The organism is Sphingomonas fuzhouensis, from assembly GCF_034659795.1.
GTDB classification, from domain to species: domain Bacteria; phylum Pseudomonadota; class Alphaproteobacteria; order Sphingomonadales; family Sphingomonadaceae; genus Sphingomonas; species Sphingomonas fuzhouensis.
In genome coordinates, this window is sequence record NZ_JAXSQY010000001.1 from 21,249 (window position 1) to 46,024 (window position 24,776).

Below are 24,776 nucleotides of genomic sequence, written 5' to 3' on the forward strand. Positions count from 1 at the left end.
GGCCTGCCTACCGCATCATGGGATAAGGCGGAACCGTCATTGCGGGGGCAGGGCGCGCCCGCGCTTTCACGTCGCTTACAGCCCCAGTCGCGCGATCAGCAGGTCGAGCAGCCGCTGATCGTCGGCCGTCGCCAACGGCCCCAGCGCGCCGCATTCCAGGCAGCGTGCCTGGACCGACCCGCCCCGCGCCAGCCGTGCGACATCGCCCAGCGCGCGCGCCGCGACCGCACGACGCTCGGCCGCCGCGATGGCAAAGACGTCGCCGCCTTGCTGGCTGTCATCGTCGCTGTCGAATCCTTCGACCAGTGTCGCCGCAAAGCCGGGCTTCTTCTCCAGATATTCGGCATGGATCTTGGCCGGGTCCAGCTTGGCGCGGCGGGCGGCCTCGGCGATGGCGTCGGACAGATTGCCGAAGCGATCGACCAGCCCGATCTGCCGCGCGGTGCCGCCGTCCCACACGCGCCCTTGCGCGATGGTGTCGACCTTTTCGACCGTCATGTGGCGCGACTGGGCGACGCGGGTCAGGAACTGGCGATAGCCATTCTCAATCCCCGCCTGGAGGATGGTGTCGAGCATCGGGGTAAAGCCGCCCAGTATGTCGGGCTGACCGGTCAGCGGCGTGGTCTTCACCCCGTCGGTGGTCACGCCGATCTTGGCGAGCGTATTCTCGAACGAGGGGATCAGGCCGAAGATGCCGATCGAACCGGTGATCGTACCGGGCTCGGCAAAGATCAGGTCGGCGGGGGTGGACACCCAGTAACCGCCCGAGGCGGCCAGTCCGCCCATCGAGACGATCACGGGCAGCTTCTGCCGCTTGGCCTCCAGGATCGCCTGGCGGATCTGTTCGGATGCCAGCACCGACCCGCCCGGCGAATCGACGCGCACCACCAGCGCCTTCAAATTCTTCTTGGCGAGGCCGTCGAGCAGCGCCTTGGACACCGTCTCGCCCGCTGCCGTGCCGGGCCCCGCTTCGCCGTCGACGATATTGCCCGCGATGGTCAGCACGCCGATCGCATCGCCCTTGGTCGGCAGCGGGTTGGCGCGCACCCAGGAGGCGTAGGAGATGGTGCGGAAAGAGCCTGCGGGCTTGTTCGCCTCGGTGCCTGCGATCTCCGCGACGCGCTTGCCGAAGGCGAGCTTGTCACCCAGCTTGTCGACCAGCCCGGCCTTCAGGTTCGCGTCGGCGATGCTGCCGTTCGCGGCCAGCACGGCGCGGTCGGGCTGGGTCAGGAAGCTGTCGATCTGCGCCTTGGGTCGTGCCTTGGCCACCGCCTCGCGCCACTGGGCGAAGAGCGAACCGTAGAGCGCCTGCGCGGCGGCGCGTGCATCGGGGCTCTGGTCGGTGCGGATATAGGGTTCGACGAAGGATTTGAACTTGCCGACGCGGTAGACATGGGTCGTCACGCCCAGCTTGTCGATCAGCCCCTTGTAATAGAGCTGGTTACCGCCCGGTCCGGCGAACAGCGTGCCGCCCAGCGGATTAAGCCAGATTTCGCTGGCGTTGGCGGCCAGGCGATAGGCGCCGTCGGTATAGGCGGTGGCATAGGCCAGCACCGGCTTGCCGCCCTTGCGGAAGCGCGCGATCGCGTCGCCGACTTCCTGAAGCATCGCCGGATAAGCGCCGCCGAACGCATCGAGGTCGAGGACCAGCACCTTGACCCGGCTGTCGTCCTTGGCCGAGTCGATCGCGCGGACCACGTCGCGGAGGCGATATTCATGCGGCACGCTGCGCCCCGACAACAGCGCGAGCGGCGCGACCGTCTCGGGCTGCTCGACGATCGGGCCGTCCAGCTTGAGCAGCAATGCGCCGTCGGTGATCGCCTTGGTCCCCGGCCGGGCATTGAGCGCGGCGAAGATCAGGCCGAAGAACAGCAGCATCGCGGCCAGCACCAGGAAATCCTTGATGCCGACCAGCAGCCGCCAGGCGCCGCGTACCAGCCGCCAGCCGCTGCGCCGTCCGGGCTTGCGCCCCGGTCGGCTGAAATCCTGGTCGAGCGGGGAGGCGGGCGGAAGCGCGTCGGCGCGGGCGTCGGTCATCCCCTATCGCTAGCCCAGCGGCGAATGCTCGGCAATGGTCCGTGTTATCGCGCCAATACGCGTGCCAAGGCACCCGGATTTTGTTCCCACGAGCAGCACGCTCCGTCGAAATTTTTTCGGGGTAGGCGTTGACGGCCTGAATGCCCGTTCACATATCCGGGGCGTTGGCACTCGCATGGCTCGAGTGCCAGAAAAGTGTAACACGCCAGATTAAAGGGACATGGCAATGAACTTTCGTCCGTTGCACGACCGCGTTCTCGTCCGTCGCGTCGAGGCCGAGGAAAAGACGGCTGGCGGGATCATCATCCCGGATACCGCCAAGGAAAAGCCCCAGGAGGGCGAAGTCGTCGCCGCCGGTTCGGGCGCGAAGGCCGAAGACGGCAAGGTCACGCCGCTGGACGTGAAGGCGGGCGACCGCATTCTGTTCGGCAAGTGGTCGGGCACCGAGGTCAAGGTGAACGGTGAAGACCTGCTCATCATGAAGGAATCGGATATTCTCGGCATCATCGGCTGAGACTGATCCTTCTCCCGTTTTTCTGACAATTCCAGATCGAAAGGGTAGCCACCATGGCAGCCAAGGAAGTCAAGTTTTCGCGCGACGCGCGTGAGCGCATTCTGAAGGGCGTCGACATCCTCGCCGATGCCGTCAAGGTCACGCTGGGGCCGAAGGGCCGCAACGTCGTGATCGACAAGTCGTTCGGTGCCCCGCGCATCACCAAGGACGGCGTTTCGGTCGCCAAGGAAATCGAACTGAAGGACAAGTTCGAGAATATGGGCGCCCAGATGGTGCGCGAAGTGGCGTCGAAGACCAACGACATCGCCGGTGACGGCACCACCACCGCGACCGTCCTGGCCCAGGCGATCGTCCGCGAGGGCATGAAGTCGGTCGCGGCCGGCATGAACCCGATGGACCTGAAGCGCGGCATCGACATCGCCGTCACCAAGGTCGTCGAGGACATCAAGGCCCGCTCGAAGCCCGTCTCGGGTTCGTCGGAAGTGGCGCAGGTCGGCATCATCTCGGCCAATGGCGACCGTGAAGTCGGCGAGAAGATCGCCGAAGCCATGGAAAAGGTCGGCAAGGAAGGCGTCATCACCGTTGAGGAAGCGAAGGGTCTCGATTTCGAGCTCGACGTCGTCGAGGGTATGCAGTTCGACCGCGGCTATCTGTCGCCCTACTTCATCACCAACCCGGAAAAGATGACGGTCGAACTGAACGATCCGTACATCCTGATCCACGAGAAGAAGCTGTCGAACCTGCAGGCGATGCTCCCGATCCTGGAAGCCGTCGTCCAGTCGGGCCGTCCGCTGCTCATCATCGCTGAGGACATCGAGGGCGAGGCTCTGGCCACGCTCGTCGTCAACAAGCTGCGCGGCGGCCTGAAGGTCGCAGCGGTCAAGGCACCGGGCTTCGGCGATCGTCGCAAGGCGATGCTGGAAGACATCGCCATCCTGACCGCGGGCGAGCTGATCTCGGAAGACCTGGGCATCAAGCTCGAGACCGTCACCGTCGGCATGCTGGGCACCGCCAAGCGCGTCACGATCGACAAGGACAACACCACCATCGTCGATGGCGCGGGTGATGCCGAAGCGATCAAGGGCCGCACCGAGGCGATCCGTGCGCAGATCGAGAACACCACCAGCGATTACGACCGCGAGAAGCTCCAGGAGCGTCTGGCCAAGCTCGCTGGCGGCGTCGCCGTGATCAAGGTCGGCGGTGCGACCGAAGTCGAGGTCAAGGAGCGCAAGGACCGCGTCGACGACGCACTGCACGCGACCCGCGCGGCCGTCGAAGAGGGCATCGTCCCCGGCGGTGGTACGGCGCTGCTGTACGCGACCAAGGCGCTGGACGGCGTCAAGGGCGTCAACGACGACCAGACCCGTGGTATCGACATCGTTCGCAAGTCGCTGACCGCGCTGGTTCGCCAGATCGCTCAGAACGCCGGTCATGACGGTGCGGTCGTGTCGGGCAAGCTGCTCGACCAAAACGACACCTCGTTCGGCTTCAACGCGTCGACCGACACGTACGAGAACCTGGTCCAGGCTGGCGTCATCGACCCGACCAAGGTCGTGCGCACCGCGCTCCAGAACGCGGCGTCGGTCGCAGGCCTGCTCATCACCACGGAAGCCACCGTGGCCGAGCTGCCCGAAGACAAGCCCGCCATGCCCGCCGGTGGTGGCATGGGCGGCATGGGCGGCATGGACTTCTAAGTCGGACCTGGGGACCGGCGGGGCGACCCGCCGGGAACCGGACTGGCCTGTCCTTGCGGCACAGCCAAGAAAGAAGGGCCTGGGGAGCGATCCTCGGGCCCTTTTTCGTTCTGCCTCACCGCCCTCCGTTCAGCCTATGCTACGGGAATTGCGGGGCCTGGTTGGTTGGGGGGCTTTGACCTGGCTCGGTGTGAGCGAATTGGGCGCAGAGGCGTATCAATTCGCCGTCATTGCGAGCGTAGCGAAGCAATCCAGTGTCCGGGCAGGACGCTCTGGATTGCTTCGCTGTGCTCGCAATGACGCTGGGACATGATAGCGTTTCGGACTCCCTCGGGCAGCGCAGGCATGAAAAAAGGCGGCCGGACCTTCGTCCGACCGCCTTGTCCCGGTCCGAAACCGAAGCGCTTACGCGCCCGCGTTCTTCAGCGCGGCCTGGACGTCCGTCCAGCTGATCGCGCCCTTGAGCGGCTTGCCGTTCAGGATGAAGGTCGGCGTGCCCGTCACCGTGCCGTCGGCACCGCGATCCTGGGTTTGCTTGGTCAGGCGGTCGATTTCCTTCATGTCGCTCAGGCACTGGCGCGCCTTGGCTTCGGGGATGCCGCGCTGCTTGATGAAGTTGATGAGGTCCATCTGGTCGGCCAGCGCCTTGATGACGTCGACCGGCTTGGCGGTCTGAAGCGCCTTTTGCTGCTCGGGGCTCATCTTCATCAGCTTGTCGTTGAAGCCCTGCTGCGACTGGTACATCTGCTCCAGGATCGGGAAGAAGGTCGCCTCGCCCGCGCAGACGCCGAGCAGCGCCGGGGGAAGGTCGGGCGCACCGTGGATCAGGAATTCGCGGAATTCCCAGCTGACCTTGCCCGACTTCACGTAAGTATTGACCAGCGGCTCATAGCCCTCGCGTGCGAAGGCACCGCAGGCGGGGCACAGGCGCGAGCCATATTCGACCAGCTTGATCGGGGCATTGGGGTTGCCCATCACAAAGCCCTCGGCCGTCCGGTGAACCACCTGGGTCCAGTCCTGGCCCGCAGGCGCAGGCACGGCGGGCAGCGGTGAGGCGGCCGGGGCGGTGCTGTTCGCGTCGCCATTGCCGCCACCGCAGGCGGCGAGCGCGAGCGGAAGGGCGAGGAGGAGAAGGCGAGACTTCATCGACATATGCTCCGAGGAAAAAGAAGGGATTAGCGGGCGCCGCTAGCGCGCAACAGGGGCAGCAGCTTTTCCCAGGTGAAGACGCCCATCGCCTGCTTGCCGTTGATGAAGAAGCCGGGCGTGCCCTCGATCGTATCGGGCGCCGCCGTGGTCATCGCGATGATCCGGTCGGTCGCGACGCGGTCGGAAAGGCAGGCGGTGATCTGCGCCTCGGTCAGCCCGGCGCTCTTGCCGATTGTGGTCAGCCCCGACCCATCGGCCTCGGCGCGCATCTGGGCGGCGGGGGGATAGGCGCCGATCCGCTGGGCATTGGCCTGATCGAACTCCATGCCACGCTTCAGCCAGTCGCGCTGCTGCGCGAAGATCGTGTCGTTCAGGCGTGCGAACGTGGCCGCCCCGCCGCACCGCGCGATCAGCGCGGCGGCCAGATCGAGCCGGTCGCGGATATAATGGCGAATCTCGATGCTGGTCGAACCCGACCGCACCATCTGATCCTTCAGCACCGGGGCCGACTGGGTGGTGAAGTCGGCGCAGTGCGGGCAGGTATAGCTGACATATTCGACCAGCTTCACCCGCGCCGCCGGATTGCCGATGACATAGGCCCCGGCGGGCGTCTGGGTGATATGGGTCGCCCAGTTCACGCCCTTGCGCTGGGCTTGCGCGGCATCGGCCGAGCTGGCGGACAGGGCGAGGCCCAGCACAGGGCCGAGCGCGGCCAGCGACAGGAAAAGACGCATCACGACACCTTGGGAAGGCCGCGCGTCGCAGCGACGCCTGCGGCAAGCGATTCGAGCACGGCGCGAAGCTCCGGATCGGCGATCTGGCGCAGACCGTCGCCCATCTCCGGCGGCACCGGCTGCGGCTTGGGCGGCGCGGCGCGCTTGGGGGCGGCCATCGGCAGTTCGCCCTGGCGGATCTGCAACCGCGCGACCGCCGGATAGCCGAAGAAGCGATTCACCCGCTCGATGATCTCGGGCGCGATATGCTGCATCATCGGCGCGTGCGCGCCGCGCACGACCAGGGTCAGCACGCCATTCTGCTTCTCGCCCTGCGGAAAGCGGATCGATTCGGGCGCGCTGGCGGTCGACAGGCGGGGGCCGACGATATCGGGCCAGCGGCTGACGATGGCGCTCTGCACGAAACCGAAACGGCGAAAGGCCGCGCCGCCGATGGCGGGCAGCAGTTCGGACACCGCGCGGGGGCGGTTGGAACGGGGGGGCGGCTCCTGGGGGGCGCGGACGCGCTTGCTCATATCCGTCCCCATGCCATAGCGGGCGGGTGGACGCCAAGCTTTCATCATCGCCCGATAATCCTGCCGCCCGGCTGCTCGCCTGGTACGACCGTCATGCCCGCGACCTGCCTTGGCGGGCGAAGCCGGGGGAGACGCCCGATCCGTATCGGGTCTGGCTGTCCGAGGTGATGCTGCAACAGACGACGGTGGCGGCGGTGACTCCGCGCTTCACCGCCTGGACGGAGCGTTGGCCCGACGTGGCCAGCCTGGCGGCGGCGTCGGACGCGGACATCATGGCCGCCTGGGCGGGGCTTGGTTATTATGCGCGGGCCCGCAATCTGGTGAAGGCGGCGCGCGCGGTGGTCGCCGAGCATGATGGCCGCTTTCCGTTGACCGAGGCGGCGTTGCGCGACCTGCCGGGGCTGGGGGCCTATACGGCGGCGGCGGTGGCGGCGATCGCGTTCGGCGAGCGGGCGGTGGTGGTGGACGCCAATGTCGAGCGGGTCGTCGCGCGGCTGTTCGCGATCCGGACCCCGCTGCCCGCCGCGCGGCCCGCCATCCGCGAGGCGACCGACCGCATCACGCCTGATGCGCGTGCGGGCGACTTTGCCCAGGCGATGATGGACCTGGGCTCGTCCATCTGCACCGTGAAGAAGCCGCAATGCCTGCTCTGCCCGATCGCGGTGGACTGTCGCGCGCGGGCCGAGGGGATCGCCGACACGCTGCCCGCCAAGGCCCCCAAGAAGAAACGGCCCTATCGCCACGGCACCGTCTTCTGGATCGAACGGGCGGGGAAGGTCTGGCTGGTCCGCCGCCCGGACAAGGGGTTGCTGGGCGGGATGCGCGCGCTGCCCACCGGGCCTTGGACGGATGACCGGCCGGGGCTGGCCGATGCGCCGGGCAAGGGACCATGGACGATGCTCAACGAGACGGTCGTGCATGGCTTTACGCATTTCGAACTGGAATTGGCGCTCGCAAGGGCAGAGGGCGAGCCGGATGATTCGGCGGCGGGCGAATGGTGGCCCATTGCCGATCTGGGAACCGCGGGCCTGCCCACACTGTTCGCGCGGGCAGCCGATCGTTTGAAAAGGGCCTGATGCCGATGATGCGCCGAGTGATGATGACGGGCGGGGTGATGCTGACCTTGTTGGGAGCCGCCGCCCCGGCCCAGGTCGCGCGACCCAGCGTGCAGGCCAGCGCCGTGCGGCTGCCCGCGACCCAGGCGCTGTTCGATACCTATGTCCGCACCGGCAAGATGCCGGGCATCGTCGCGGCGATCGGTATGCAGGGCCAGCCGACCGTCTTCGTCTCGGCCGGGCGTACCGGCATCGAGCCCAACGCCCCCGCCGTCGGGCCGGATAGTTTGTGGCGCGTCTATTCGATGACCAAGCCGATCACCGCCATGGCCGCGATGATCCTGATCGAGGAGGGCAAGCTGAAACTCGATCAGCCGCTGTCCGATATCTACCCGGCCTATAAGCGGATGCGAGTGCTGACCGACCCGCAGGCCTCGCTCGACAGCCGCCCGGCGACCCGGCCGATCACCATCCGCAACCTGATGACCCATACGGCGGGCCTGGGCTACAGCATCACGACCAAGGGGCCGTTGCTGAAGGAATATGAGCGGCTGGGCATCGTGCCCTTTGCCGCCAATGCGCAGGTCGAGGCGTCGGTCCGGCCGACCCGTCCCGCCACGCTCCAGCAATTCGCCGAACGCGTCGCCACCCTGCCGCTGATCGCCGAGCCAGGGACCAAGTGGAGCTATTCGATCGGCCTCGACGTGTTGGCGGCGGTGGTCGAGAAGGTGTCCGGCATGCCGTTCGAACGGTTCGTCCAGACCCGGCTCTTCACCCCGCTGAAGATGAATAACAGCTATTGGCAGGTGCCCGCCAGCGCCGCGAACCGGCTGGTCAGCAACTATACCTTCCTGGGGGACCAGATGGTGCCGATCGATCCGGCGGCGACCTCGGTCTTCCGCCAGGCGCCCAGCTTTCCTTATGGTGGCGCGGGGCTGGTCATGTCGGCGCGCGATTATGACCGCTTCCTCCAGATGCTCCAGAATGGCGGCGAAGTGGACGGCGTTCGGGTGATGAAGCCCGAAACGGTGCGGCTCGCCATGTCGAACCTGCTGCCCGCCGGGGTTACCTATGGTTCCGTATCGGGCGCGACCGGGGGCAGCGGCGGCGAGGTGCCGACCGGCTTTGGCGCAGGGGGATCGGTGACGCTGGCCGATACGCCGGGCGGGCCGGGCAAGGGCACCTATGGCTGGGGCGGGGCGGCGGGCACGATCGCCTATGTCGACCCGACCCGGCATATGCGCGGGGTCGTGATGGTCAATTACTTCCCGGCCGATCGCTATCCGCTGCGTCGCGATCTGGCGGCGGCGCTGTATCAGGACCTGGGGCGGATGGCGAAGTGACGGGGATCGGCTTTACCGGCGGGCGGCTCGACCGCGCCGACCCGCTGCGCCACGATCCGGCGGGTTTTGCGGCGGCACTGGCCGATCCGGCGGCGCGGCTGCTGGTGCTGAACGACTATCAGCCGGAGATGGCGGATGGACGGCTGGGCTGGACCGCGATTCCGCCGGGCGCGGTGCCGGAGGAGCATGTCCTGCTCGGGTTCGAGGACGGGGTGCCGCATTTCGCGCGGCTGACCGGCGAAGCGGCGGTGGGCCGCTCGTCCGAGATGATCGCCGGGCTCCACGCGCTGGAAGCGGGTGAGGCGGCGACCTATGCGGCGGCGCGCTCGGTGATCGACTGGCATGCGCGCCATGGCTTTTGCGCGAAATGTGGTGCGGCGACGCAGCCGTTCCGGGCGGGCTGGGGGCGGCGTTGCCCCGCATGCGGCACCGAGCATTTCCCGCGCGTCGATCCGGTCGTCATCATGATCGCCGAGCATGACGGCCGTGCGCTGCTGGGCCGCCAGCCCGCCTTTCCGCCGGGGCGCTATTCGGCGCTGGCGGGGTTTCTGGAGCCCGGCGAATCGGTCGAGGAAGCGGTCGCGCGCGAATTGTTCGAGGAAGCGGGCGTCCGGGTGTGCGACGTGCGCTATATCGCAAGCCAGCCCTGGCCGTTCCCCTCGTCGCTGATGATCGCGTGCGTCGCGACCGCGCTCGACGATCGGCTGACCATCGACACGACCGAGTTGGAGGACGCGATCTGGGTGTCCCGCGACGAGGTTCGCGCGGCGTTGGCGGGGGATGCCTCGCGTTTCGGGGTGCCGCCAGCCTATGCGATCGCGCATACGCTGTTGAAGGAATGGGCAGCCTGATGTTCCTCCCCAAGTTTTGCTTGGGGAGGGGGCCGCCGGGCGTAGCCCGGTGGTGGAGGGGCCTCCTTGCTGGCGTTGACACCCCTCCGTCAGGCCTCCGGCCTGCCACCTCCCCTTGCAGGGGAGGAATAAGCTACCCCCGCTGCCGCGCCTGCGCGTAGGTCCCCAGCATCCGCACCCATTTGCTGTGGAACCCCAGTTCCTCGATCGCGCGGTCGAAGGCCGGTTCGCCGGGGCGGCCCACCACGTCGCAATAAAATTCCGTCGCCGCAAAACTGCCGCCGCGCTGATAGCTTTCCAGCTTGGTCATGTTGACGCCGTTGGTCGCGAACCCGCCCATCGCCTTGTAAAGCGCGGCGGGGATATTCTTCACCTCGAAGATCAGGCTGGTCATCCACGGGCCGTCGCCGACCGGCGGCTGGCTGCCGCGCGCCAGCACGACGAAGCGGGTCATGTTGCGCTCGCCGTCCGAAATATCCTCGGCCAGCAGGTTCAGGCCATAGAGTTGGGCGGCGCGCGGCGGGGCGAGTGCGGCGATGCGGGGATCGCCCATCTCCGCCACCCGCGCCGCGGCACCCGCCGTATCGGCATAGGCGATCGGGCGGATGCCATGGGCGCGAAGCCAGTGGCGGCATTGGCCCAATGCCTGCGGGTGGCTCATCGCCTCGACAAGTTCGTCGCGCCCGCCGGTCGCCATCAGGGCGTGGCGGATCGACAGGAAATGCTCGCCGACGATCACCAGCCCGGATTCGGGCAGCAGGAAATGGATGTCGGCGACGCGCCCATGCAGCGAATTTTCGATCGGGATGATCGCGCGGTCGACATGGCCGTTCTTCACCGCATCCAACGCGTCGGCGAAATCGAAACAAGGGAGCGGCAGGCCGTCCGGAAACACCTCGGTCGCCGCCACATGGCTGTTGGCACCGGGGGCGCCCTGAAAGGCGACGGCGCGATGCGGCTCGGCCAGCGCGGCGTTCGTCATCGCCTCGACGATGGGGCGGGCGGGGGCGGCGTAATTTTCCATGGCGACGCGGCGTAAAGCGGTGGGGCCATGCGATCAAGGGAAGCAGAACTTGCCGTCCGCGAAAGCCGCACCTAAGGTCCGGGTTCAGGAGAGATATTGGCGGGGCAGCGAAAAGCGATGGACCTAAAGACCAATACGATCGCGGGATGGGTGCTGGGTGCGGCAGGCACGGCATTGGGCCTTTCGATCGTCGGCGGCATGATCTTCCACGAAGAACGCCCCAAAAAAATGGGTTATGCGATCGAGGGCGTGGAGGCCGAGGGTTCCGGCGGCGGTGCCGCCGACGTGCCGATCGCCTCGTTGCTGCCGATCGCCGATGCGGCCAAGGGGGCCGAGGTCTTCAAGAAATGCGCCGCGTGCCACACCATCAACCAGGGCGGCGCGAACGGCATCGGGCCCAATCTCTATGCCACCATGGGCGAGGCGATCGCGCAAGGTAAGGCGGGCTTCGCCTTCTCCGACGCGCTGAAGGCGGTCGGCGGCAAATGGGATTGGGACAAGATGAATGCGTGGCTGACCAGCCCCCGCAAATTCGCGCCCGGCACCAAGATGACCTTTGCCGGGCTCTCCAATCCGCAGGACCGCGCCAACGTGATCCTGTATCTGAACCAGCAAGGATCGAATCTGCCGCTGCCCGCCGCCCCTGCCGCCAAGGCGGAACCGGCGGCCGGCGACGCGCCCGCCAACGGCGCGGATGCGGCGGTCAAGAAGGTCGAGGATGATCCGCGCGGTGACACCGGATCGATCGCCAATACCGGCACGCCCGCCAAGGGCGCGCCCTCGGTCGATCCCCAGGCCGCTATCGAGGGGGCCAAGGCGCCGCGCTGATCCCGGCATGTTCGACCGCCTGACCCTGGACGTGCCGATCCTGCAGGCGCCGATGGCGGGGGTGTCGACGCCCGCCATGGCGGCGGCGGTCAGCGACGCGGGCGGGCTGGGCGCGATCGCGCTCGGGGCGAGCGATCCGGCCGCTGCGGCGCGGATGATCGCCGAGACGCGTGAGCGGACCGATCGGCCGTTCAACGTCAATCTCTTCGTCCATGCGCCGCCCATATCCGATCCGGTGCGGGAGGCGGCATGGTGCGACGCGCTTCGCCCTGCCTTTGCCGAATATGACGCCGCACCGCCGTCAGCGCTGCGCACCATCTATCAGAGCTTTGCGCAGGACGATGCGATGCTGGCGCTGCTGGTCGCGGCGAAACCGGCGGAGGTCAGCTTTCACTTCGGCCTGCCCGATGCCCCCCGCATCGCCGCGCTGAAGCAGTCCGGATGCCTGTTGCTGGCGAGTGTCACCTCGCTGGCCGAGGCGCGGGCGGCCGAGCGCGCCGGGATCGATGCGCTGGTGGCGCAGGGCTATGAGGCGGGCGGGCACCGCGGGGTGTTCGATCCGCAGGCGCGCGACGATCGGCTGGGCACGCTGGCGCTGACCCGGTTGCTGGCGACGCAGATCGGCCTGCCCGTGATCGCGGCGGGTGGGATCATGGACGGTGCGGGCGTGTCGGCGGCGCGGGCGCTGGGTGCGGTGGCGGCGCAGCTCGGGACCGCCTTCATCGCCTGTCCCGAGAGTGCGGCGGATCAGGCCTATCGCGCCGCGCTGATGGGCGAGGGGGCCGCGCATACCGTGATGACCCGCGTCATTTCCGGCCGCCCCGCACGCTGCCTGCCCAACCGCTTCACCGCTTTGGGCGAGCGGCTGTCAGCCGCTGTCCCCGATTATCCGATCGCCTATGATGCGGGAAAGGCGCTCAACGCCGCCGCCAAGGCGCGGGGTGAGGCGGGGTATGGCGCGCAATGGGCGGGGCAGGGCGCGCCGCTCGCCCGCGCCATGCCCGCCGCCGCCCTGGTCCGCCGGATCGCGGACGAGATGCGGGGCTGATCGGCCTTCCACCAGGGGGTGCGTCCGTCGCGCGGCTGGGCTATCCCCCCGGTCATGACTGGCAAACCTCCCATCGGTCGCGATACGCGGCTGTGCATGTCGCTGTCGGCGCGGCCCGGCAATTTCGGGTCGCGTTTCCACAACCGGCTCTATGAGCTGACCGGGCTCGACTATGTCTACAAATCGTTCAGCACGACCGATCTGCCCGGCGCGGTCGGGGGTATCCGGGCGCTCAACATCCGTGGCTGCGCGATTTCGATGCCGTTCAAGGAAGCGGTGATCCCGCTGCTCGACGGTCTGGCGGGGTCGGCGGCGGCGATCGACAGCGTCAACACCATCGTCAATGATGATGGGCGGCTGACCGGCTACAACACGGACTATGCGGCGGTCGTCGAACTGATCGCCGATATCGACCCGGCCACGCCCTTCGTCCTGCGCGGCTCGGGCGGGATGGCCAAGGCGGTGGCGGCGGCGCTTCGCGATTCGGGCTTTGCGACCGGCACCATCGTTGCGCGCAATGAGACCGTCGGTCGGCCGCTCGCCGCGCTTTACGGTTTTGCGTGGGCGAGCGAACTGGGCAAGGGCGCGCCGCTGCTCATCAACGTCACGCCGATCGGCATGACCGGCGGCGACGAGGACCAGCTCGCCTTTCCCCAGACGATGATCGCGCAGGCCGAGATCGCGTTCGACGTGGTGCAATATCCGCCGGAGACACGCTTCCTGTCGGTCGCGCGGGATTTGGGCAAGCGGGTGATTACCGGCACCCAGGTCGCGACGATTCAGGCGCTGGAGCAGTTCATCCTGTATACCGGCGTGCGCCCGACGCCCGACCAGGTGCGCGAGGCGGCCGATTACGCCTATAGCCTCGGCTGAGAGCTCTCGCTGCGCTGCCCCTCCACCATCCTTCGGATGGTCCCCCTCCCCATCGCGGATGGGGAGGATTTAGCGCGGGATGACATCAGTTTGACCCAATCCGTCATTGCGAGCGTAGCGAAGCAATCCAGTGTCCGGGCAAGACGCTCTGGATTGCTTCGCTACGCTCGCAATGACGATTCCAGCTCATGTCATCCTTCTCTAGAGCCCGGCCATCGCCATCAGCGCCGCCCATTCGGCGTCACCGACCGGCGATACCGACAGCCGCGATTGGCGGAGCATCGGCAGCTCGGCGAGCGTCGCTTCCGCTTTCATCGCCGCCAGCGTCACCGGGCGGGGTAGCGGGCGGTCGGCCGCAACCTCGACCGAAACCCAGCGGCCAGCATCGCCATCGGGCCGGGCGGCACGGGTGATGGTCACGATGCCGACCGCCGCCTTGTCCTTGCCGCTATGATAGAACAGCGCCGAATCGCCCGGTGTCATGCCGCGCAGATGCTTGGCGGCGGCGGCATTGCGCACGCCGTCCCACTCGGTTCGCCCGTCACGGACCAGATCGTCCCAGCCATAGCTGTCGGCTTCCGACTTCAGCAGCCAATAGGCCATCTCCGCGCCTCCCTCATGAACCTCGACTAAACACCACATTCCATGTCCATTCAGCCCGATAGTGGCAGGGAAGGCAACACGGACGCCGCGTGCGCGTTTTTGCCATCAGCGGACCGGGCGTGTCAGGATCGGAGGTTCGGTATGAACGGAGTTTTGAAGAAAATGGGGTTGGGCGTCGCTCTGGCGGCGACCGCGCTGACCGCGGCGGCCCCCGCCGAGGCCCAGCGTTGGGGCCGTGGCTGGGGCGGCTATTATCACCGTGATCGCGGCGGCGATGCGGTGGCGAGCGCGCTGCTCGGCGGCATCGTCGGGCTGGGTGTCGGTGCGGCCATCGCGAGCAGCAACCGTCCCCGCTATATCGATCGCAATTATTATTATGATCGCGGCTATGATCCCTATTACGCGCCGCCGCCCCCGCCGGTGGTCTATGAGTATCAGGATTATCGGCCGCGCTGCTGGAACGACTGGCGCTGGGACCCCTATTGGGGCCGCAATGTCCAGGTGCGGGTCTGTAACTGATCGCAAGGGCGGCGTCGGATCATTCCGGCGCCGCTTTTTCTTGGCAGCATGCCCGACTCGGCGTTAAGGCGCGGGGTATGACCGATACCGTTCCCGATCGCCTGTCCACCAACCCGGACAGCCCCTATTTCGACCAGGACCTCCTCTCGCGTGGGGTCGGCATCCGCTTCAAGGGCAATGAGCGCCGCGATGTCGAGGAATATTGCATTTCCGAAGGCTGGATTCGCGTCGCGCTGGGCAAGAAGGTCGACCGTCACGGCCGCCCGCTGACCCTGAAGCTGACCGGCGAGGTCGAGGCGTGGATCGAGAATCCGGCCGATGGCGCCGCCGCCGAAGGTTCGGAAGAAGCGTAAGCCTAATTACCGAGCGTACCCCGGCGAAGGCCGGGGTCCAGTGGCGGTGGATTGTCGAGGGTGGGGTGGTTTTTCCTCCCATGCCCCGGCTAGCGCGCCACCGGCTTAGCGGGAATTGGACCCCGGCCTTCGCCGGGGAACAGGCCTGGGTTGTTGGCTCGGCCCCAACTCCCGTTCAGCCTGAGCGAAGTCGAAGCCCACGGGAATCCCTCCCTGCACTTCGACGTCGCTCAGTGCGAACGGGGGAGCGGCTTACGCGGCCTCCATCGCCTCGCCCGCTTCCATCCAGCGCGCTTCCGCCTCGGCCAGCTTGTCGACCACTTCGGCGCGGCGCTTGTTCAGCTCGCCCATCGACAGCCTGGCATGACGCGGTTCGGCCGATGCCGGGTCGTTCATCGCCTTGTCCAGTGCATCGCGTTCGCGGGTCAGCTTGGCCATCTCGTCCTCGATACCACGCAGCGCCTTCTTCATCGCGTTGAAGCGTTCGCGCTGCTCGGCCGAGGCCTTTTTGTTCGCCGCCCGATCCGCCTTGGACGCGGCGTCACCCTGGCCCGCATCGCCCTTCAGGACGAAGGCGATATAATCGTCGAGCGACCCGTCGAACTCCTTCGCCGTGCCATTGTCGACCAGCACCAGACGGTCCGCCGTCATCTCCAGCATGTGGCGATCGTGGCTGACCAGCACGACCGTGCCCTTGTACATGTTGAGCGCCTGGACCAGCGCCTCGCGCGCGTCGACGTCCAGGTGGTTGGTCGGCTCGTCGAGGATCAGCATGTGCGGCGCATCGCGGGTGATGAGCGCCAGCGCCAGGCGCGCGCGCTCGCCGCCCGACAGCTTGCCGACCTTGGTCGTCGCCTTGTCCCCCGAAAAGCCGAACCGCCCGAGCTGCGCCCGCACCGCCGCAGGGGTCGCACCGCGCATGATGCGGGTCATATGCTCCAGCGCGGTGTCGTCGGTGTCGAGTTCTTCCACCTGATACTGGGTGAAATAGCCGACGCGCATCTTGCCGCTCGCATTCATGTCGCCTTCCATCGGCGTCAGCTGCGCGGCGAGCAGGCGGGCGAGCGTCGTCTTGCCGTTGCCGTTGCGGCCGAGCAGCGCGATCCGGTCGTCCGGGTCGATGCGCAGGTTCAGCCGCTTCAGGATCGGCGTGTCCGCGTATCCGACACTGGCCAGGTCCAGCGTGATCAGCGGCGGGCGCAACTGATCGGGGTCGGGAAAGTCGAAGGACAGCGACGGGTCGTTCGCCATCTCGGCGATAGGCTGCATCTTGGACAGCATCTTCGCGCGGCTCTGCGCCTGTTTGGCGGTCGAGGCGCGGGCCGAGTTGCGGGCGATATAGTCCTGCAACTTGGCGCGTTGTGCCTCCTGATTCGCCTTGGCGGCGGCAAGCTGCGCCATGCGCTCGGCGCGCTGGCGCTCGAACGAATCATATCCGCCCGGATAGAGCGTCACCTTGCCGTTCTGCAGGTGCAGGATATGGTCGACGACATTGTTCAGGAAGTCGCGCTCGTGGCTGACCAGCAGGATCGTCGCGCGATAGGATTTCAGGAAATCCTCCAGCCACATCACCGCTTCGAGGTCGAGGTGGTTCGACGGTTCGTCGAGCAGCAGCACGTCGGGCGCGGAGAAGAGCAGCGCGGCGAGTGCCACGCGCATCTTCCAGCCGCCCGAATAGCTGGACAGCGGCCGCGCCTGCATCGCCTCGTCAAAGCCCAGGCCCTGCAGGATGCTGGAGGCGCGGGCGGGCGCGGTATAGGCGTCGATCGCGATCAGCCGTTCGTAAATGTCACCCAGCTTCTCCGGATCGCCCTCGGTCTCGCTGCGCTCCATCAGTTCGGCGCGTTCGATGTCGGCGGCCAGCACCGTCTCGAACGGGGTGGCGGTGCCGTCGGGAGCTTCCTGCGCGATATAGCCCAGGCGTGCGCCTTTCGGCATTTCGCAGGCGCCGTCATCGGCCTCCAGCTGGCCCGCGATCACGCGGACGAGCGTCGACTTGCCCGCGCCGTTGCGACCGATCAGGCCGACCCGGCTGCCGGGGGGGAGCGCGGCGGATGCACCGTCGAGGATCGTGCGGCCGCCCAGGCGCACGGTGATGCTGTTCAGATTGAGCATGGCGCGCGCCTAGCAAATTCCGGCGCGAAAGGGGAGAGGGACGTGATGGTCCTTGTCCGGCGTCAAACCTCGGCCGTCATTGCGAGCTTAGCGAAGCAGTCCAGAGCGTCTTGCCCGTGACCCTGGATTGCTTCGCTCTGCTCGCAATGACGGTGCAGGGCGCATAAACGAAAAGGGCCGGGATGATCCCGACCCTTTCCAAGCGTCATGTTCGTCGTTCAGCGCGCCGCCAGGCTGGTCGCGCCGGCGGGCGGCCAGTTCTGGGCACCGCACTTCTTGGCGACCCATTCGGCCCGCTTGTTCCAGCACAGCGCATCCAGGCGCGGCATGGTCGCGACGATATGCTGTTCGCGGCCGATATAGCGCGGGAAACGCTGTTCGCCGTAAGGCACCAGGCTGTTGCGCAACTCGCGCATCCGGTCGACCGCCAGCTCGCCCAGATGGCCGCGCGGGGTGAAGACCGCCTGATGCAGGATCGACGCCGCCGTGGTGCAGAAACCGAGCTGCCCCGACACCGACGAGAAGCTGGCATAGGTGCGCGTACCATATTGGTCGAGCGCACTCTGTCCTTCCTTCACCGACTTCTTGGTCCGCTTAAAATAGGTGCCGAGCGTGTCGAACGCACCTTTCAGCTCGCCCTCATGATCCTTCAGCACGGCGTTATAATTGGCGACGGTCGAGAGCATCGGTTCGAACTGGCATTGCAACGCCGCGACGTTGAGCGCCGCCCGCATGTTCCACAGCAGTCCCGCGCGCAACTCCGCCGGAGTCGCGCCGGGCAGCGGCTGGCCGATGCCGGGTTCGTCGCCCTGAACGGGCTTTCCCTGGAAATTATAGGGTTGCAGGAAGAACTGCGCCGATGCGGGTGCCGCAGCACCCATCCCCCAAAACGCCGCGCCAGCGACCAGCGCGGTACGCACCACCTTCATTGTGTTCCGATCCTTCCCCCGTAGGGCCTTCGAGCGTCCCGAAACATAACGCTTTTTGCGTCTTTACCCAAATGGAAATCGAACATTCGCGACGATTGGCCAGGCAGGTCGGTCGTTACGCAAGGGTAGCGAAAATCGCGGTTTTCCGCGCGTTATGGCGGCATGAAAAAGGGGCCGCCCGGTCGCCCGGACGGCCCCTTTCGTCGGGGATGACCCCAACGATGATTACATCGCGTTGGTCGCGTTGGTGGTCATCGTGTCGTTGGCCATCATCATGTCGTTCGACATGGTGTCGTTGGCCATCATGCCACCGTTCATGGTGCCGTCGACGGCGGTCATGTTGTCGGTGGCGGTGTCCATGCCTTCCGAAGCGTTCATTTCGGTGGTCATGTTCGCGTCGGTGGTGTTCTCGGTCTTCGAGCCGCAAGCCGAAACCGCGAGCGCCGCGCCGGCGATGATCGAGCCCGTCAGGACCTTGGAGATGATTGCACGCATTGGAAGCTCCCTTGATAATAAGGATTTGGAACGGCTTGCTGGCCCTATTACCCAAATCGGGGTGGACATTAATCGGATACCGCCTGGTCCTCAAGCCTCGTTTTGTCGGACCGGTGCGAGGGTCTTGAGGAAAGCCGGAAAGCTGAACGCAAGCGCCTCGTCAAAGGTTTCCAACGACTTGACGCCGTTTAACGCAAAAAGGCTGGTCACCGGGAACTCCGGCAGGCCGCACGGCACGATTCCGCCGAAATGCGAAAGATCGGGCGCGACGTTGATCGCAAAGCCGTGCAGCGTGACCCAGCGGCGCACCCGCACCCCGATCGCACCGACCTTTGCCTCGGGCCCGCCGTCCCGCGTCCAGATGCCCACGCGCCCCTCGGCCCGAAAGGCATTCACCCCCAGCCGCCCAAGTGCCGCGATCAGCCAGTCCTCCAGCGTATGGACGAAATGCCGCACGTCGCGTCCGCGCTTGTTGAGGTCCAGGATCAGATAGCCGGTCCGCTGGCCGGGGCCATGATAGGTATATTTGCCGCCGCGCCCCGTCTGGAACACCGGAAAGCGCGGATCGACCAGCTCGACCGGATCGGCGCTGGTCCCCGCCGTATAGACGGGGGGATGTTCGAGCAGCCAGACGAGTTCGCGCGCCTCGCCCGCCGCGACGGCGGCTGCGCGCGCCTCCATTTCGGCGAGCGACTGGTCATAGGGGGTCAGGCCCGGACTGATCCGCCATTCGATATCGGGCATGTCGGGAATATGGGTCACGATCCCGGTTCCTTGCGCCCGCGCCGACGCCGATGCAAGCGCCGGGGCCCGATGCCAGCGCGCCCACCCCGGCCATGATGGCTTTGCGTGCGGCAATGCGGTAGGCAGGCGGCGACAGGCGGGCGGGGTGGCCCGATCAAGGGAGGTAGCATGACCGTCAGGATCGGAACCGTGTGGGACAGCACGCAGCAGGTGCTGGCGGGCAGGGCCGGGATGATGGTGCCCTTTGCCGCGATCGGCTTCGTCCTGCCCAGCATCCTCCAGATCCTGCTCCTGCCGAATTCCACGCCCGGCGCGGCACCCGGCCTGGCGTCGCTTGCCCTGACCCTTTTCGGCGTGGTGCTGGGCATTTGGGGGCAGTTGGCGATCATGGCGCTGGCCACCCACCCGGCGACCACCAGCGCGGAAGCGTCGCGCGCCGGGTTCCGGCACCTCGGGGCGGTGCTGGGCGTCGCCATCGTGATCGGCGTCGCCTTCGCGCTGGTCATGCTGGTCCTGATCGTGGTGCTGGGCCTGTCGGGTTTCAATCTTGCCGCCGTGGTCGCGGCCAAGGGCGATCCCAGCAAATTCCCGCCGATGGGCGGCGGCACGGCGCTGTTCGTGACGCTCTATATCCTGGTGGTCGCGGGCCTGTCGCTGTGGCTCGCGGCGCGATTGGTGCTGGTCTATGCCGTGGTGCTGAACGAGCGGCGCGGGCTGGGGGCGATCCGCCGTTCGGTCGCGCTGACGCAGGGGCTGACCTGGCGGTTGATCGGCGTCTTCCTGCTGTTCGGAATCGTCATGCTGGTCGCCATGCTGGCGGTGCAGGGCGTCACCGGCGCGGCCTTGCGCCTCGTCCTGGGGGCGGACCAGGCGCCTACGGTGGTCGGGCTGGCCGCTCTGCTGGGCTCGGTGGTCAGCGCCGGTTTCATGACGCTGGCCTATGTCTTCGTCGCGCGGCTCTATGTGGCGGCGGTCGGGGATGAGGCGCACCGGATGGAGGACGGTTCGCCGTCGCTGTGATGGGATTGGATGTCGTCGCCACCCTGCGGGACGCCTGGGGCCTGTTCCGCCGGGACCGTTCGCTGCTGCTTCGGCTGGCCGCGCCGTTCCTGTTCTGGCCCGCCTTTGCGCTCGGCCTGCTCGTCCCCGCGCCGCCGCTACCCGAAACGGACGGCGGCGAGGCGACGGCGCGGGCCATGGCCTGGGTCGATTCGGTCGGGGCCTGGGCGGGGCAATATGGTGGCTGGTATTTCGCGACCTATGCGATCGGGCTGATCGGCACGGCGGCGATCCTGGCGCTGCAGTTGAGCGGCGGGTCGGTGACGGTGGGCGAGGCGCTGGCCCGCGCGTTGAAGATGATGCCGCGCTTCCTGCTGGCGATGATCCTGGTCGCGCTGCCGGTGGGGGCGGGGATGCTGCTCTACATCCTGCCGGGGCTGTATGTCGCCGGACGGCTGTTGCTGGTCGGCCCGGTGCTGTTCGCCGAGCAGCGGATGGCGGCGATGGCGGCGCTGACCCGGTCGGTCGTGCTGACGCGCGGCGCGGGGCTGTCGATGGCGGCGCTGGCGTCCTTCATCTATCTGGGCGGGATGCTCGCCGCGCAGCCCTTCCTCGCGCTGATCGCGGTGGTGGAGGGCGATGGCGGGGGCAATCCGGTCGCGCTTGCGCTGCTTCAGGGGGGGGCGGCGGCGGTGGCGATGGCGGCGGGGCTGGCCCAGGCGCTGATCGCGGTGGCGGCCTATCGCCGGCTGGTCAATCGCGCGGCGTAAGCCGGGGAATCTGCGGCGCGGCATCCTCGGGCAGCAGCCCCAGCGCACGGGGATCGCGAAACGTCTCGATCGCCCGCGACACGGGCGTAAAGCCCTGCCTGCGATAGAAATTCAGCGCGGATGGATGATCGAGCGTGCAGGTATGCACCCAGACCCGCTCGACCTTGGCGGTCCAGGCGCGCATCAGCGCCTGCGCCATCAGCCAGCGGCCATGGCCGTGCCCCGCCAGTTCGGGGATCAGCCCGAAATAGCCGATCTCGCATTCCCCCGGCTGGCGATGGTCGAGTTCGAGCAGGCCCACCTCGATCCCTGCCCGGTCGACCACCGCGAAGACCGAGACGGCGGGATCGTGGATGATCGCGGTCAGCGTCGCATCGTCCATCACCAGCCGCGAAAACCACAGCCAGGGCGCGCCGACCCGCGTGAAGAGCGTGCGGTATTTGGCCGGATCGGGCTTGGCCCAGGCGACGAGCCCCAAGGGCGATTGCGGCATCGGCCGGGGCCTTGGCCGCTCGCGCATCTCCAGCGTGGTGACGATGGTCGCGACCTCGGTGGACGCGACGGGGATCAGCGCCATCGTGGTTATTCCCAGGTCGCCAGCGGCGGCAGGCTCATCAGGATCGCATCGATATTGCCGCCGGTCTTCAGCCCGAACAGCGTGCCGCGATCATAGACCAGGTTGAATTCGGCATAGCGGCCGCGCCATGCCAGCATCGCCGCACGATCCGCCTCGGTGAAGGGCAGGCCCATGCGCCGCCGGACGATGCGCGGGAAGACGTCCAGGAACGCCTCGCCGACATCGCGGGTAAAGGCGAAGTTGCCCGCGAAATCGCCCTCCAGATGGTCGTAGAAGATGCCGCCCACGCCGCGATGCACCTGGCGATGGGGGATGTAGAAATAGTCGTCGGCCCAGGCCTTGAACCGGGGATAATGGTCGGGGTCGTGCACGTCGCACGCGGCCTTCAGCCGGGCGTGGAAATCGGCGGTGTCCTCCGCGATCGGCAGCGGCGGGTTCAGGTCCGCGCCGCCGCCGAACCAGCGCTTGGTGGTGGTCAGGAAGCGGGTGTTCATATGGACGGCGGGCACATGCGGGTTCGCCATATGCGCGACCAGGCTGATGCCCGTGGCCACGAAGCGCGGATCGTCGCCCGCGCCGTGGATGGTCTTGGCAAAGGGCCCTTCGAAGGTGCCGCCGACGGTCGAGACGTTGACGCCGACCTTTTCGAACACGCGCCCCTTCATCACCCCGCGCACGCCGCCGCCGCCGGGCTCGCCGCTGGGGTCGGTTCGGTCCCAGGCGGTATATTCAAACGCCGCCTCGGACCCCGCTTCCCGCTCGATCGCCTCGAACGCGGCGCAGATCCGGTCGCGCAAGGATTCGAACCAGAGGCGGGCGGCGTCCTGCTCGGCGTCGAGCGCGATATCGGGGGTGCGGCTGGTCATCGGTGCGCGTTCTGGGCGGGGGCGGGGCGGGGGGTCAAGCCGTGATTGCGTCCCAGCCAGTCTGACGGCGTGCTTCCGCCATCAGAATGCCACCGGTTATCGCGACGTTGAGCGAGCGGACGCCCTCGCGCATCGGCACGCGGACCCGGATATCGGCGGCGTCATGTACCGCCTCCGGCACACCCGCGCCTTCGGACCCCAGCAGGATCACATCGTCGGGCCGGAACACCATTTCGGGCAGAGGGAGCGCGCCCAGCGTCGTCGCCAGCACGATCCGCCCGCGGGTCACGGCGCGGAATGCATCCCAATCGGCGTGGCGCACCACCTCGGCCATGGCGGCATAGTCCATGGCCGAGCGGGCCAGCGCGCGGTCCGAATAGGGAAAACCCATCGGCTCGATCAGGTCGACCGCCATGCCGAAGCAGGTCGCGGTGCGGATCAGCGTGCCGACATTGCCCGCGATATCGGGCTCGAACAGGGCAAGGCGCATCAGTGGCCCGGAAAGGCGACCAGCGCGTCGACCGTGATGCCGTCGCCACGCAACCCCGCCGCGCCGCCCAGATCGGGCAGGTCGACCAGGAACTGGGCCTGTTCGACCACACCACCCGCCTTGCGGATCAGCCGGACGGCGGCGCGCGCGGTGCCGCCGGTCGCGATCAGATCGTCGACCAGCAGGACACGGGCACCGGGGACCAGCGCATCCTCATGGATGGCGATCCGGTCCTGGCCATATTCCAGCGCATAATCCTCGGCGATGGTCGCACCGGGCAGCTTGCCGTCCTTGCGGATCAACAGCACACCCGCGTTCAGCGGCACCGCCAGCGCGGCGGCGAACAGGAAGCCGCGCGCCTCGATCCCCGCGACCAGGTCCACGGGCCCGCGCGTGGCGGCGACCATGCGCTCGATCGTGCGGGCAAAGCCGCTGGGGTCGAGCAGCAGGGTGGTGATGTCGCGAAACTGGATGCCGGGCTTGGGAAAGTCCGGGATGGTGCGGATCAGGGCTTTCAGATCGTCATTGGCGCTCATGGGGGTGTAATGGGCCCGCCGGGGGCAGGGGTAAAGGGGGCGGGGTCATGCCCCATGTTCGTTCAGGCCGAGCGGGGCGCAAGACCATGACACTCCGCCGTCATTGCGAGCGCAGCGAAGCAATCCAGAGCCAGATCAGGACGCCCTGGATTGCTTCGCTACGCTCGCAAAGACGGGTAGGTGGCAACACTGGCCAATAAAAAGGGCGGCTCCCAACCGGAAACCGCCCCAAGGGTCACATACGGGCTTGCCCGATCTCAGTGTTTCACGTCGCGCCAGACATTCTGATACGCGCCCCAGGCCAGGAAGCAGAAGATCAGGATGAAGATCACCGCCCCGATGCCGGCCGCGTGGCGCGATTCCAGCTTGGGCTCGGCGCTCCAGGTCAGGAAGGCGGCGACATCCTTCGCCATCTGGTCGCGCGTCGCGAGCGTGCCGTCGGTATATTGCACCTGACCGTCCTGGGTCAGCGGCGGTGGCATCGCGATGTTGAGGTTCGCGAAATAGGGATTGTAGTGCAGCCCGGTCGGCGTCTTCATATCCGGGAACTTGCGCAGCAGTTCGGCCGGTTGCGGGCGATAGGCGTCGGGGCCGATCAGCGAATAGACATAATTGGTGCCGTCATGCCGCGCCTTGGTCATCAGCGACAGGTCGGGCGGCAGCGCGTTGTTGTTGGCCGCGCGCGCCGCGACCTCATTGGCGAAGGGCGAGGGGAAGTGATCGGCGGGCACGTTCTTGCGCGTCGTCGCCTCGCCCGTCTCCGGGTTGATGCTGGGCTGTTCGATGACCCACTGGTTGGCGATCGCCTTCACCTCGGCCTCGTTATAGCCCAGATCCTTCAGGTCGCGGAACGCCACCAGCCGCAGCGAGTGGCAGGCCGCGCAGACCTCCTTATAGACCTGGAAACCGCGCTGGAGCTGGCGGCGGTCGAAGCGGCCGAAAATGCCGTCCGATGCCAGATGCGCCGCCTTGGGGTGGAGGTGGAATTCCTCCTCCGCCGTCGGCGCGGGCGGGTCGGAAACGAGCCCCGACACGCTGCCCCACAGCGCGATGGCGAGGACCAGGGTGAAGGCCGCCCCGACCAGGAATGCGATGCCACGAACCATGTTCAGCTA

At 67.3% G+C, this 24,776-nt stretch carries 27 protein-coding genes; 12 read left to right on the forward strand and 15 right to left on the reverse strand.

Annotation, left to right across the window (positions count from 1 at the left end):
- Positions 1–75: 75 nt before the first annotated feature.
- Positions 76–2,037, reverse strand: a complete 1,962-nt coding sequence (sppA, locus tag U1H82_RS00090) for a signal peptide peptidase SppA (protein ID WP_322962899.1) — start codon at positions 2,035–2,037, stop codon at positions 76–78.
- A 226-nt stretch (positions 2,038–2,263) separates the two neighbouring features.
- On the opposite strand from sppA, the gene groES reads away from it, so the two are divergent.
- Positions 2,264–2,551, forward strand: a complete 288-nt coding sequence (gene groES, locus U1H82_RS00095; protein WP_042484184.1) for a co-chaperone GroES — start codon at positions 2,264–2,266, stop codon at positions 2,549–2,551.
- Positions 2,552–2,604: 53 nt separating this feature from the next.
- Entirely contained in the window at positions 2,605–4,245 is a 1,641-nt protein-coding gene (gene groL / locus U1H82_RS00100) for a chaperonin GroEL (RefSeq protein ID WP_322962900.1), read from the forward strand.
- Between the two features lie 405 nt (positions 4,246–4,650).
- Here the strand turns inward: groL and U1H82_RS00105 are convergent, their stop codons facing one another.
- The 3 genes from U1H82_RS00105 to U1H82_RS00115 are packed head-to-tail and all read right to left on the reverse strand — an operon-like array spanning position 4,651 to position 6,643.
- Entirely contained in the window at positions 4,651–5,391 is a 741-nt protein-coding gene (locus U1H82_RS00105; RefSeq protein ID WP_322962901.1) for a thioredoxin domain-containing protein, read from the reverse strand.
- 29 nt (positions 5,392–5,420) lie between these two features.
- Positions 5,421–6,128: a thioredoxin domain-containing protein gene (locus U1H82_RS00110; protein WP_322962902.1), complete on the reverse strand. Its 708-nt coding sequence runs from the start codon at positions 6,126–6,128 to the stop codon at positions 5,421–5,423.
- The gene (locus U1H82_RS00115; RefSeq protein ID WP_175311549.1) at positions 6,128–6,643 is read right to left on the reverse strand and encodes a DUF721 domain-containing protein; all 516 of its coding nucleotides are present in this window, start codon (positions 6,641–6,643) and stop codon (positions 6,128–6,130) included. The genes U1H82_RS00110 and U1H82_RS00115 overlap by 1 nt, the downstream gene beginning before the upstream one ends.
- A gap of 26 nt (positions 6,644–6,669) precedes the next feature.
- Between U1H82_RS00115 and U1H82_RS00120 the strand changes: the two genes are divergently transcribed.
- From U1H82_RS00120 to nudC, 3 genes are read left to right on the forward strand one after another with little or no spacing between them, the layout of a single operon-like run.
- On the forward strand, positions 6,670–7,719 hold the full coding sequence (locus U1H82_RS00120; RefSeq protein WP_322962903.1) for an A/G-specific adenine glycosylase: 1,050 nt from the start codon (positions 6,670–6,672) through the stop codon (positions 7,717–7,719).
- 8 nt (positions 7,720–7,727) lie between these two features.
- Complete coding sequence (locus U1H82_RS00125; protein ID WP_375339488.1) at positions 7,728–9,041, forward strand: serine hydrolase domain-containing protein; 1,314 nt, start codon at positions 7,728–7,730, stop codon at positions 9,039–9,041.
- Entirely contained in the window at positions 9,038–9,892 is an 855-nt protein-coding gene (nudC, locus tag U1H82_RS00130; RefSeq protein ID WP_322962905.1) for an NAD(+) diphosphatase, read from the forward strand. The genes U1H82_RS00125 and nudC overlap by 4 nt, the downstream gene beginning before the upstream one ends.
- A 133-nt stretch (positions 9,893–10,025) precedes the next feature.
- On the opposite strand, the gene U1H82_RS00135 is transcribed toward nudC, so the two are convergent.
- Complete coding sequence (locus tag U1H82_RS00135) at positions 10,026–10,916, reverse strand: prephenate dehydratase (protein WP_322962906.1); 891 nt, start codon at positions 10,914–10,916, stop codon at positions 10,026–10,028.
- 117 nt (positions 10,917–11,033) lie between these two features.
- On the opposite strand from U1H82_RS00135, the gene U1H82_RS00140 reads away from it, so the two are divergent.
- The 3 genes from U1H82_RS00140 to U1H82_RS00150 are packed head-to-tail and all read left to right on the forward strand — an operon-like array spanning position 11,034 to position 13,665.
- Entirely contained in the window at positions 11,034–11,744 is a 711-nt protein-coding gene (locus U1H82_RS00140) for a c-type cytochrome (protein WP_322962907.1), read from the forward strand.
- 7 nt (positions 11,745–11,751) lie between these two features.
- A complete protein-coding gene (locus tag U1H82_RS00145) occupies positions 11,752–12,792 on the forward strand; it encodes an NAD(P)H-dependent flavin oxidoreductase (protein ID WP_322962908.1) in 1,041 nt (346 codons plus the stop codon).
- Positions 12,793–12,846: 54 nt separating this feature from the next.
- Complete coding sequence (locus U1H82_RS00150; RefSeq protein WP_322962909.1) at positions 12,847–13,665, forward strand: shikimate 5-dehydrogenase; 819 nt, start codon at positions 12,847–12,849, stop codon at positions 13,663–13,665.
- A 201-nt stretch (positions 13,666–13,866) separates the two neighbouring features.
- On the opposite strand, the gene U1H82_RS00155 is transcribed toward U1H82_RS00150, so the two are convergent.
- Positions 13,867–14,268 (reverse strand): EVE domain-containing protein, encoded by a 402-nt coding sequence (locus tag U1H82_RS00155; protein WP_322962910.1) that lies wholly within the window; start codon positions 14,266–14,268, stop codon positions 13,867–13,869.
- A gap of 141 nt (positions 14,269–14,409) precedes the next feature.
- Between U1H82_RS00155 and U1H82_RS00160 the strand changes: the two genes are divergently transcribed.
- Together U1H82_RS00160 and U1H82_RS00165 are read left to right on the forward strand one after the other, a co-directional pair.
- Positions 14,410–14,787, forward strand: a complete 378-nt coding sequence (locus U1H82_RS00160) for a hypothetical protein (RefSeq protein WP_322962911.1) — start codon at positions 14,410–14,412, stop codon at positions 14,785–14,787.
- 77 nt (positions 14,788–14,864) lie between these two features.
- Positions 14,865–15,140 carry a DUF3297 family protein gene (locus U1H82_RS00165; RefSeq protein WP_322962912.1) on the forward strand — a complete coding sequence of 92 codons (276 nt, stop codon included), beginning with the start codon at positions 14,865–14,867 and terminating at the stop codon, positions 15,138–15,140.
- Between the two features lie 252 nt (positions 15,141–15,392).
- Here the strand turns inward: U1H82_RS00165 and U1H82_RS00170 are convergent, their stop codons facing one another.
- The 4 genes from U1H82_RS00170 to lipB all read right to left on the reverse strand — a co-directional run bounded on the left by U1H82_RS00170 (position 15,393) and on the right by lipB (position 19,423).
- The gene (locus U1H82_RS00170; protein WP_322962913.1) at positions 15,393–17,255 is read right to left on the reverse strand and encodes an ABC-F family ATP-binding cassette domain-containing protein; all 1,863 of its coding nucleotides are present in this window, start codon (positions 17,253–17,255) and stop codon (positions 15,393–15,395) included.
- Positions 17,256–17,473: 218 nt separating this feature from the next.
- Entirely contained in the window at positions 17,474–18,184 is a 711-nt protein-coding gene (locus U1H82_RS00175) for a hypothetical protein (RefSeq protein WP_322962914.1), read from the reverse strand.
- Between the two features lie 225 nt (positions 18,185–18,409).
- Positions 18,410–18,679 carry a hypothetical protein gene (locus U1H82_RS00180; RefSeq protein WP_175311538.1) on the reverse strand — a complete coding sequence of 90 codons (270 nt, stop codon included), beginning with the start codon at positions 18,677–18,679 and terminating at the stop codon, positions 18,410–18,412.
- Positions 18,680–18,769: 90 nt separating this feature from the next.
- Positions 18,770–19,423, reverse strand: a complete 654-nt coding sequence (lipB, locus tag U1H82_RS00185) for a lipoyl(octanoyl) transferase LipB (RefSeq protein WP_322963754.1) — start codon at positions 19,421–19,423, stop codon at positions 18,770–18,772.
- A gap of 168 nt (positions 19,424–19,591) precedes the next feature.
- Between lipB and U1H82_RS00190 the strand changes: the two genes are divergently transcribed.
- Both U1H82_RS00190 and U1H82_RS00195 read left to right on the forward strand, forming a co-directional pair.
- The gene (locus U1H82_RS00190; protein WP_322962915.1) at positions 19,592–20,443 is read left to right on the forward strand and encodes a glycerophosphodiester phosphodiesterase family protein; all 852 of its coding nucleotides are present in this window, start codon (positions 19,592–19,594) and stop codon (positions 20,441–20,443) included.
- The gene (locus tag U1H82_RS00195) at positions 20,440–21,192 is read left to right on the forward strand and encodes a hypothetical protein (RefSeq protein ID WP_322962916.1); all 753 of its coding nucleotides are present in this window, start codon (positions 20,440–20,442) and stop codon (positions 21,190–21,192) included. Before U1H82_RS00190 ends, U1H82_RS00195 begins: the two co-directional genes overlap by 4 nt.
- Here the strand turns inward: U1H82_RS00195 and U1H82_RS00200 are convergent.
- The 5 genes from U1H82_RS00200 to U1H82_RS00220 all read right to left on the reverse strand — a co-directional run bounded on the left by U1H82_RS00200 (position 21,176) and on the right by U1H82_RS00220 (position 24,767).
- The gene (locus U1H82_RS00200; protein WP_322962917.1) at positions 21,176–21,769 is read right to left on the reverse strand and encodes a GNAT family N-acetyltransferase; all 594 of its coding nucleotides are present in this window, start codon (positions 21,767–21,769) and stop codon (positions 21,176–21,178) included. The two genes, U1H82_RS00195 and U1H82_RS00200, sit on opposite strands and share 17 nt — an antisense overlap.
- 5 nt (positions 21,770–21,774) lie before the next feature.
- Positions 21,775–22,635 (reverse strand): oxygen-dependent coproporphyrinogen oxidase, encoded by an 861-nt coding sequence (gene hemF / locus U1H82_RS00205; protein ID WP_322962918.1) that lies wholly within the window; start codon positions 22,633–22,635, stop codon positions 21,775–21,777.
- A 34-nt stretch (positions 22,636–22,669) separates the two neighbouring features.
- Positions 22,670–23,125: a tRNA (cytidine(34)-2'-O)-methyltransferase gene (locus U1H82_RS00210; protein ID WP_322962919.1), complete on the reverse strand. Its 456-nt coding sequence runs from the start codon at positions 23,123–23,125 to the stop codon at positions 22,670–22,672.
- Positions 23,125–23,661 carry an adenine phosphoribosyltransferase gene (locus U1H82_RS00215; protein ID WP_322962920.1) on the reverse strand — a complete coding sequence of 179 codons (537 nt, stop codon included), beginning with the start codon at positions 23,659–23,661 and terminating at the stop codon, positions 23,125–23,127. The genes U1H82_RS00210 and U1H82_RS00215 overlap by 1 nt, the downstream gene beginning before the upstream one ends.
- 257 nt (positions 23,662–23,918) lie before the next feature.
- On the reverse strand, positions 23,919–24,767 hold the full coding sequence (locus U1H82_RS00220) for a cytochrome c1 (protein ID WP_322962921.1): 849 nt from the start codon (positions 24,765–24,767) through the stop codon (positions 23,919–23,921).
- Between the last annotated feature and the right edge of the window lie 9 nt (positions 24,768–24,776).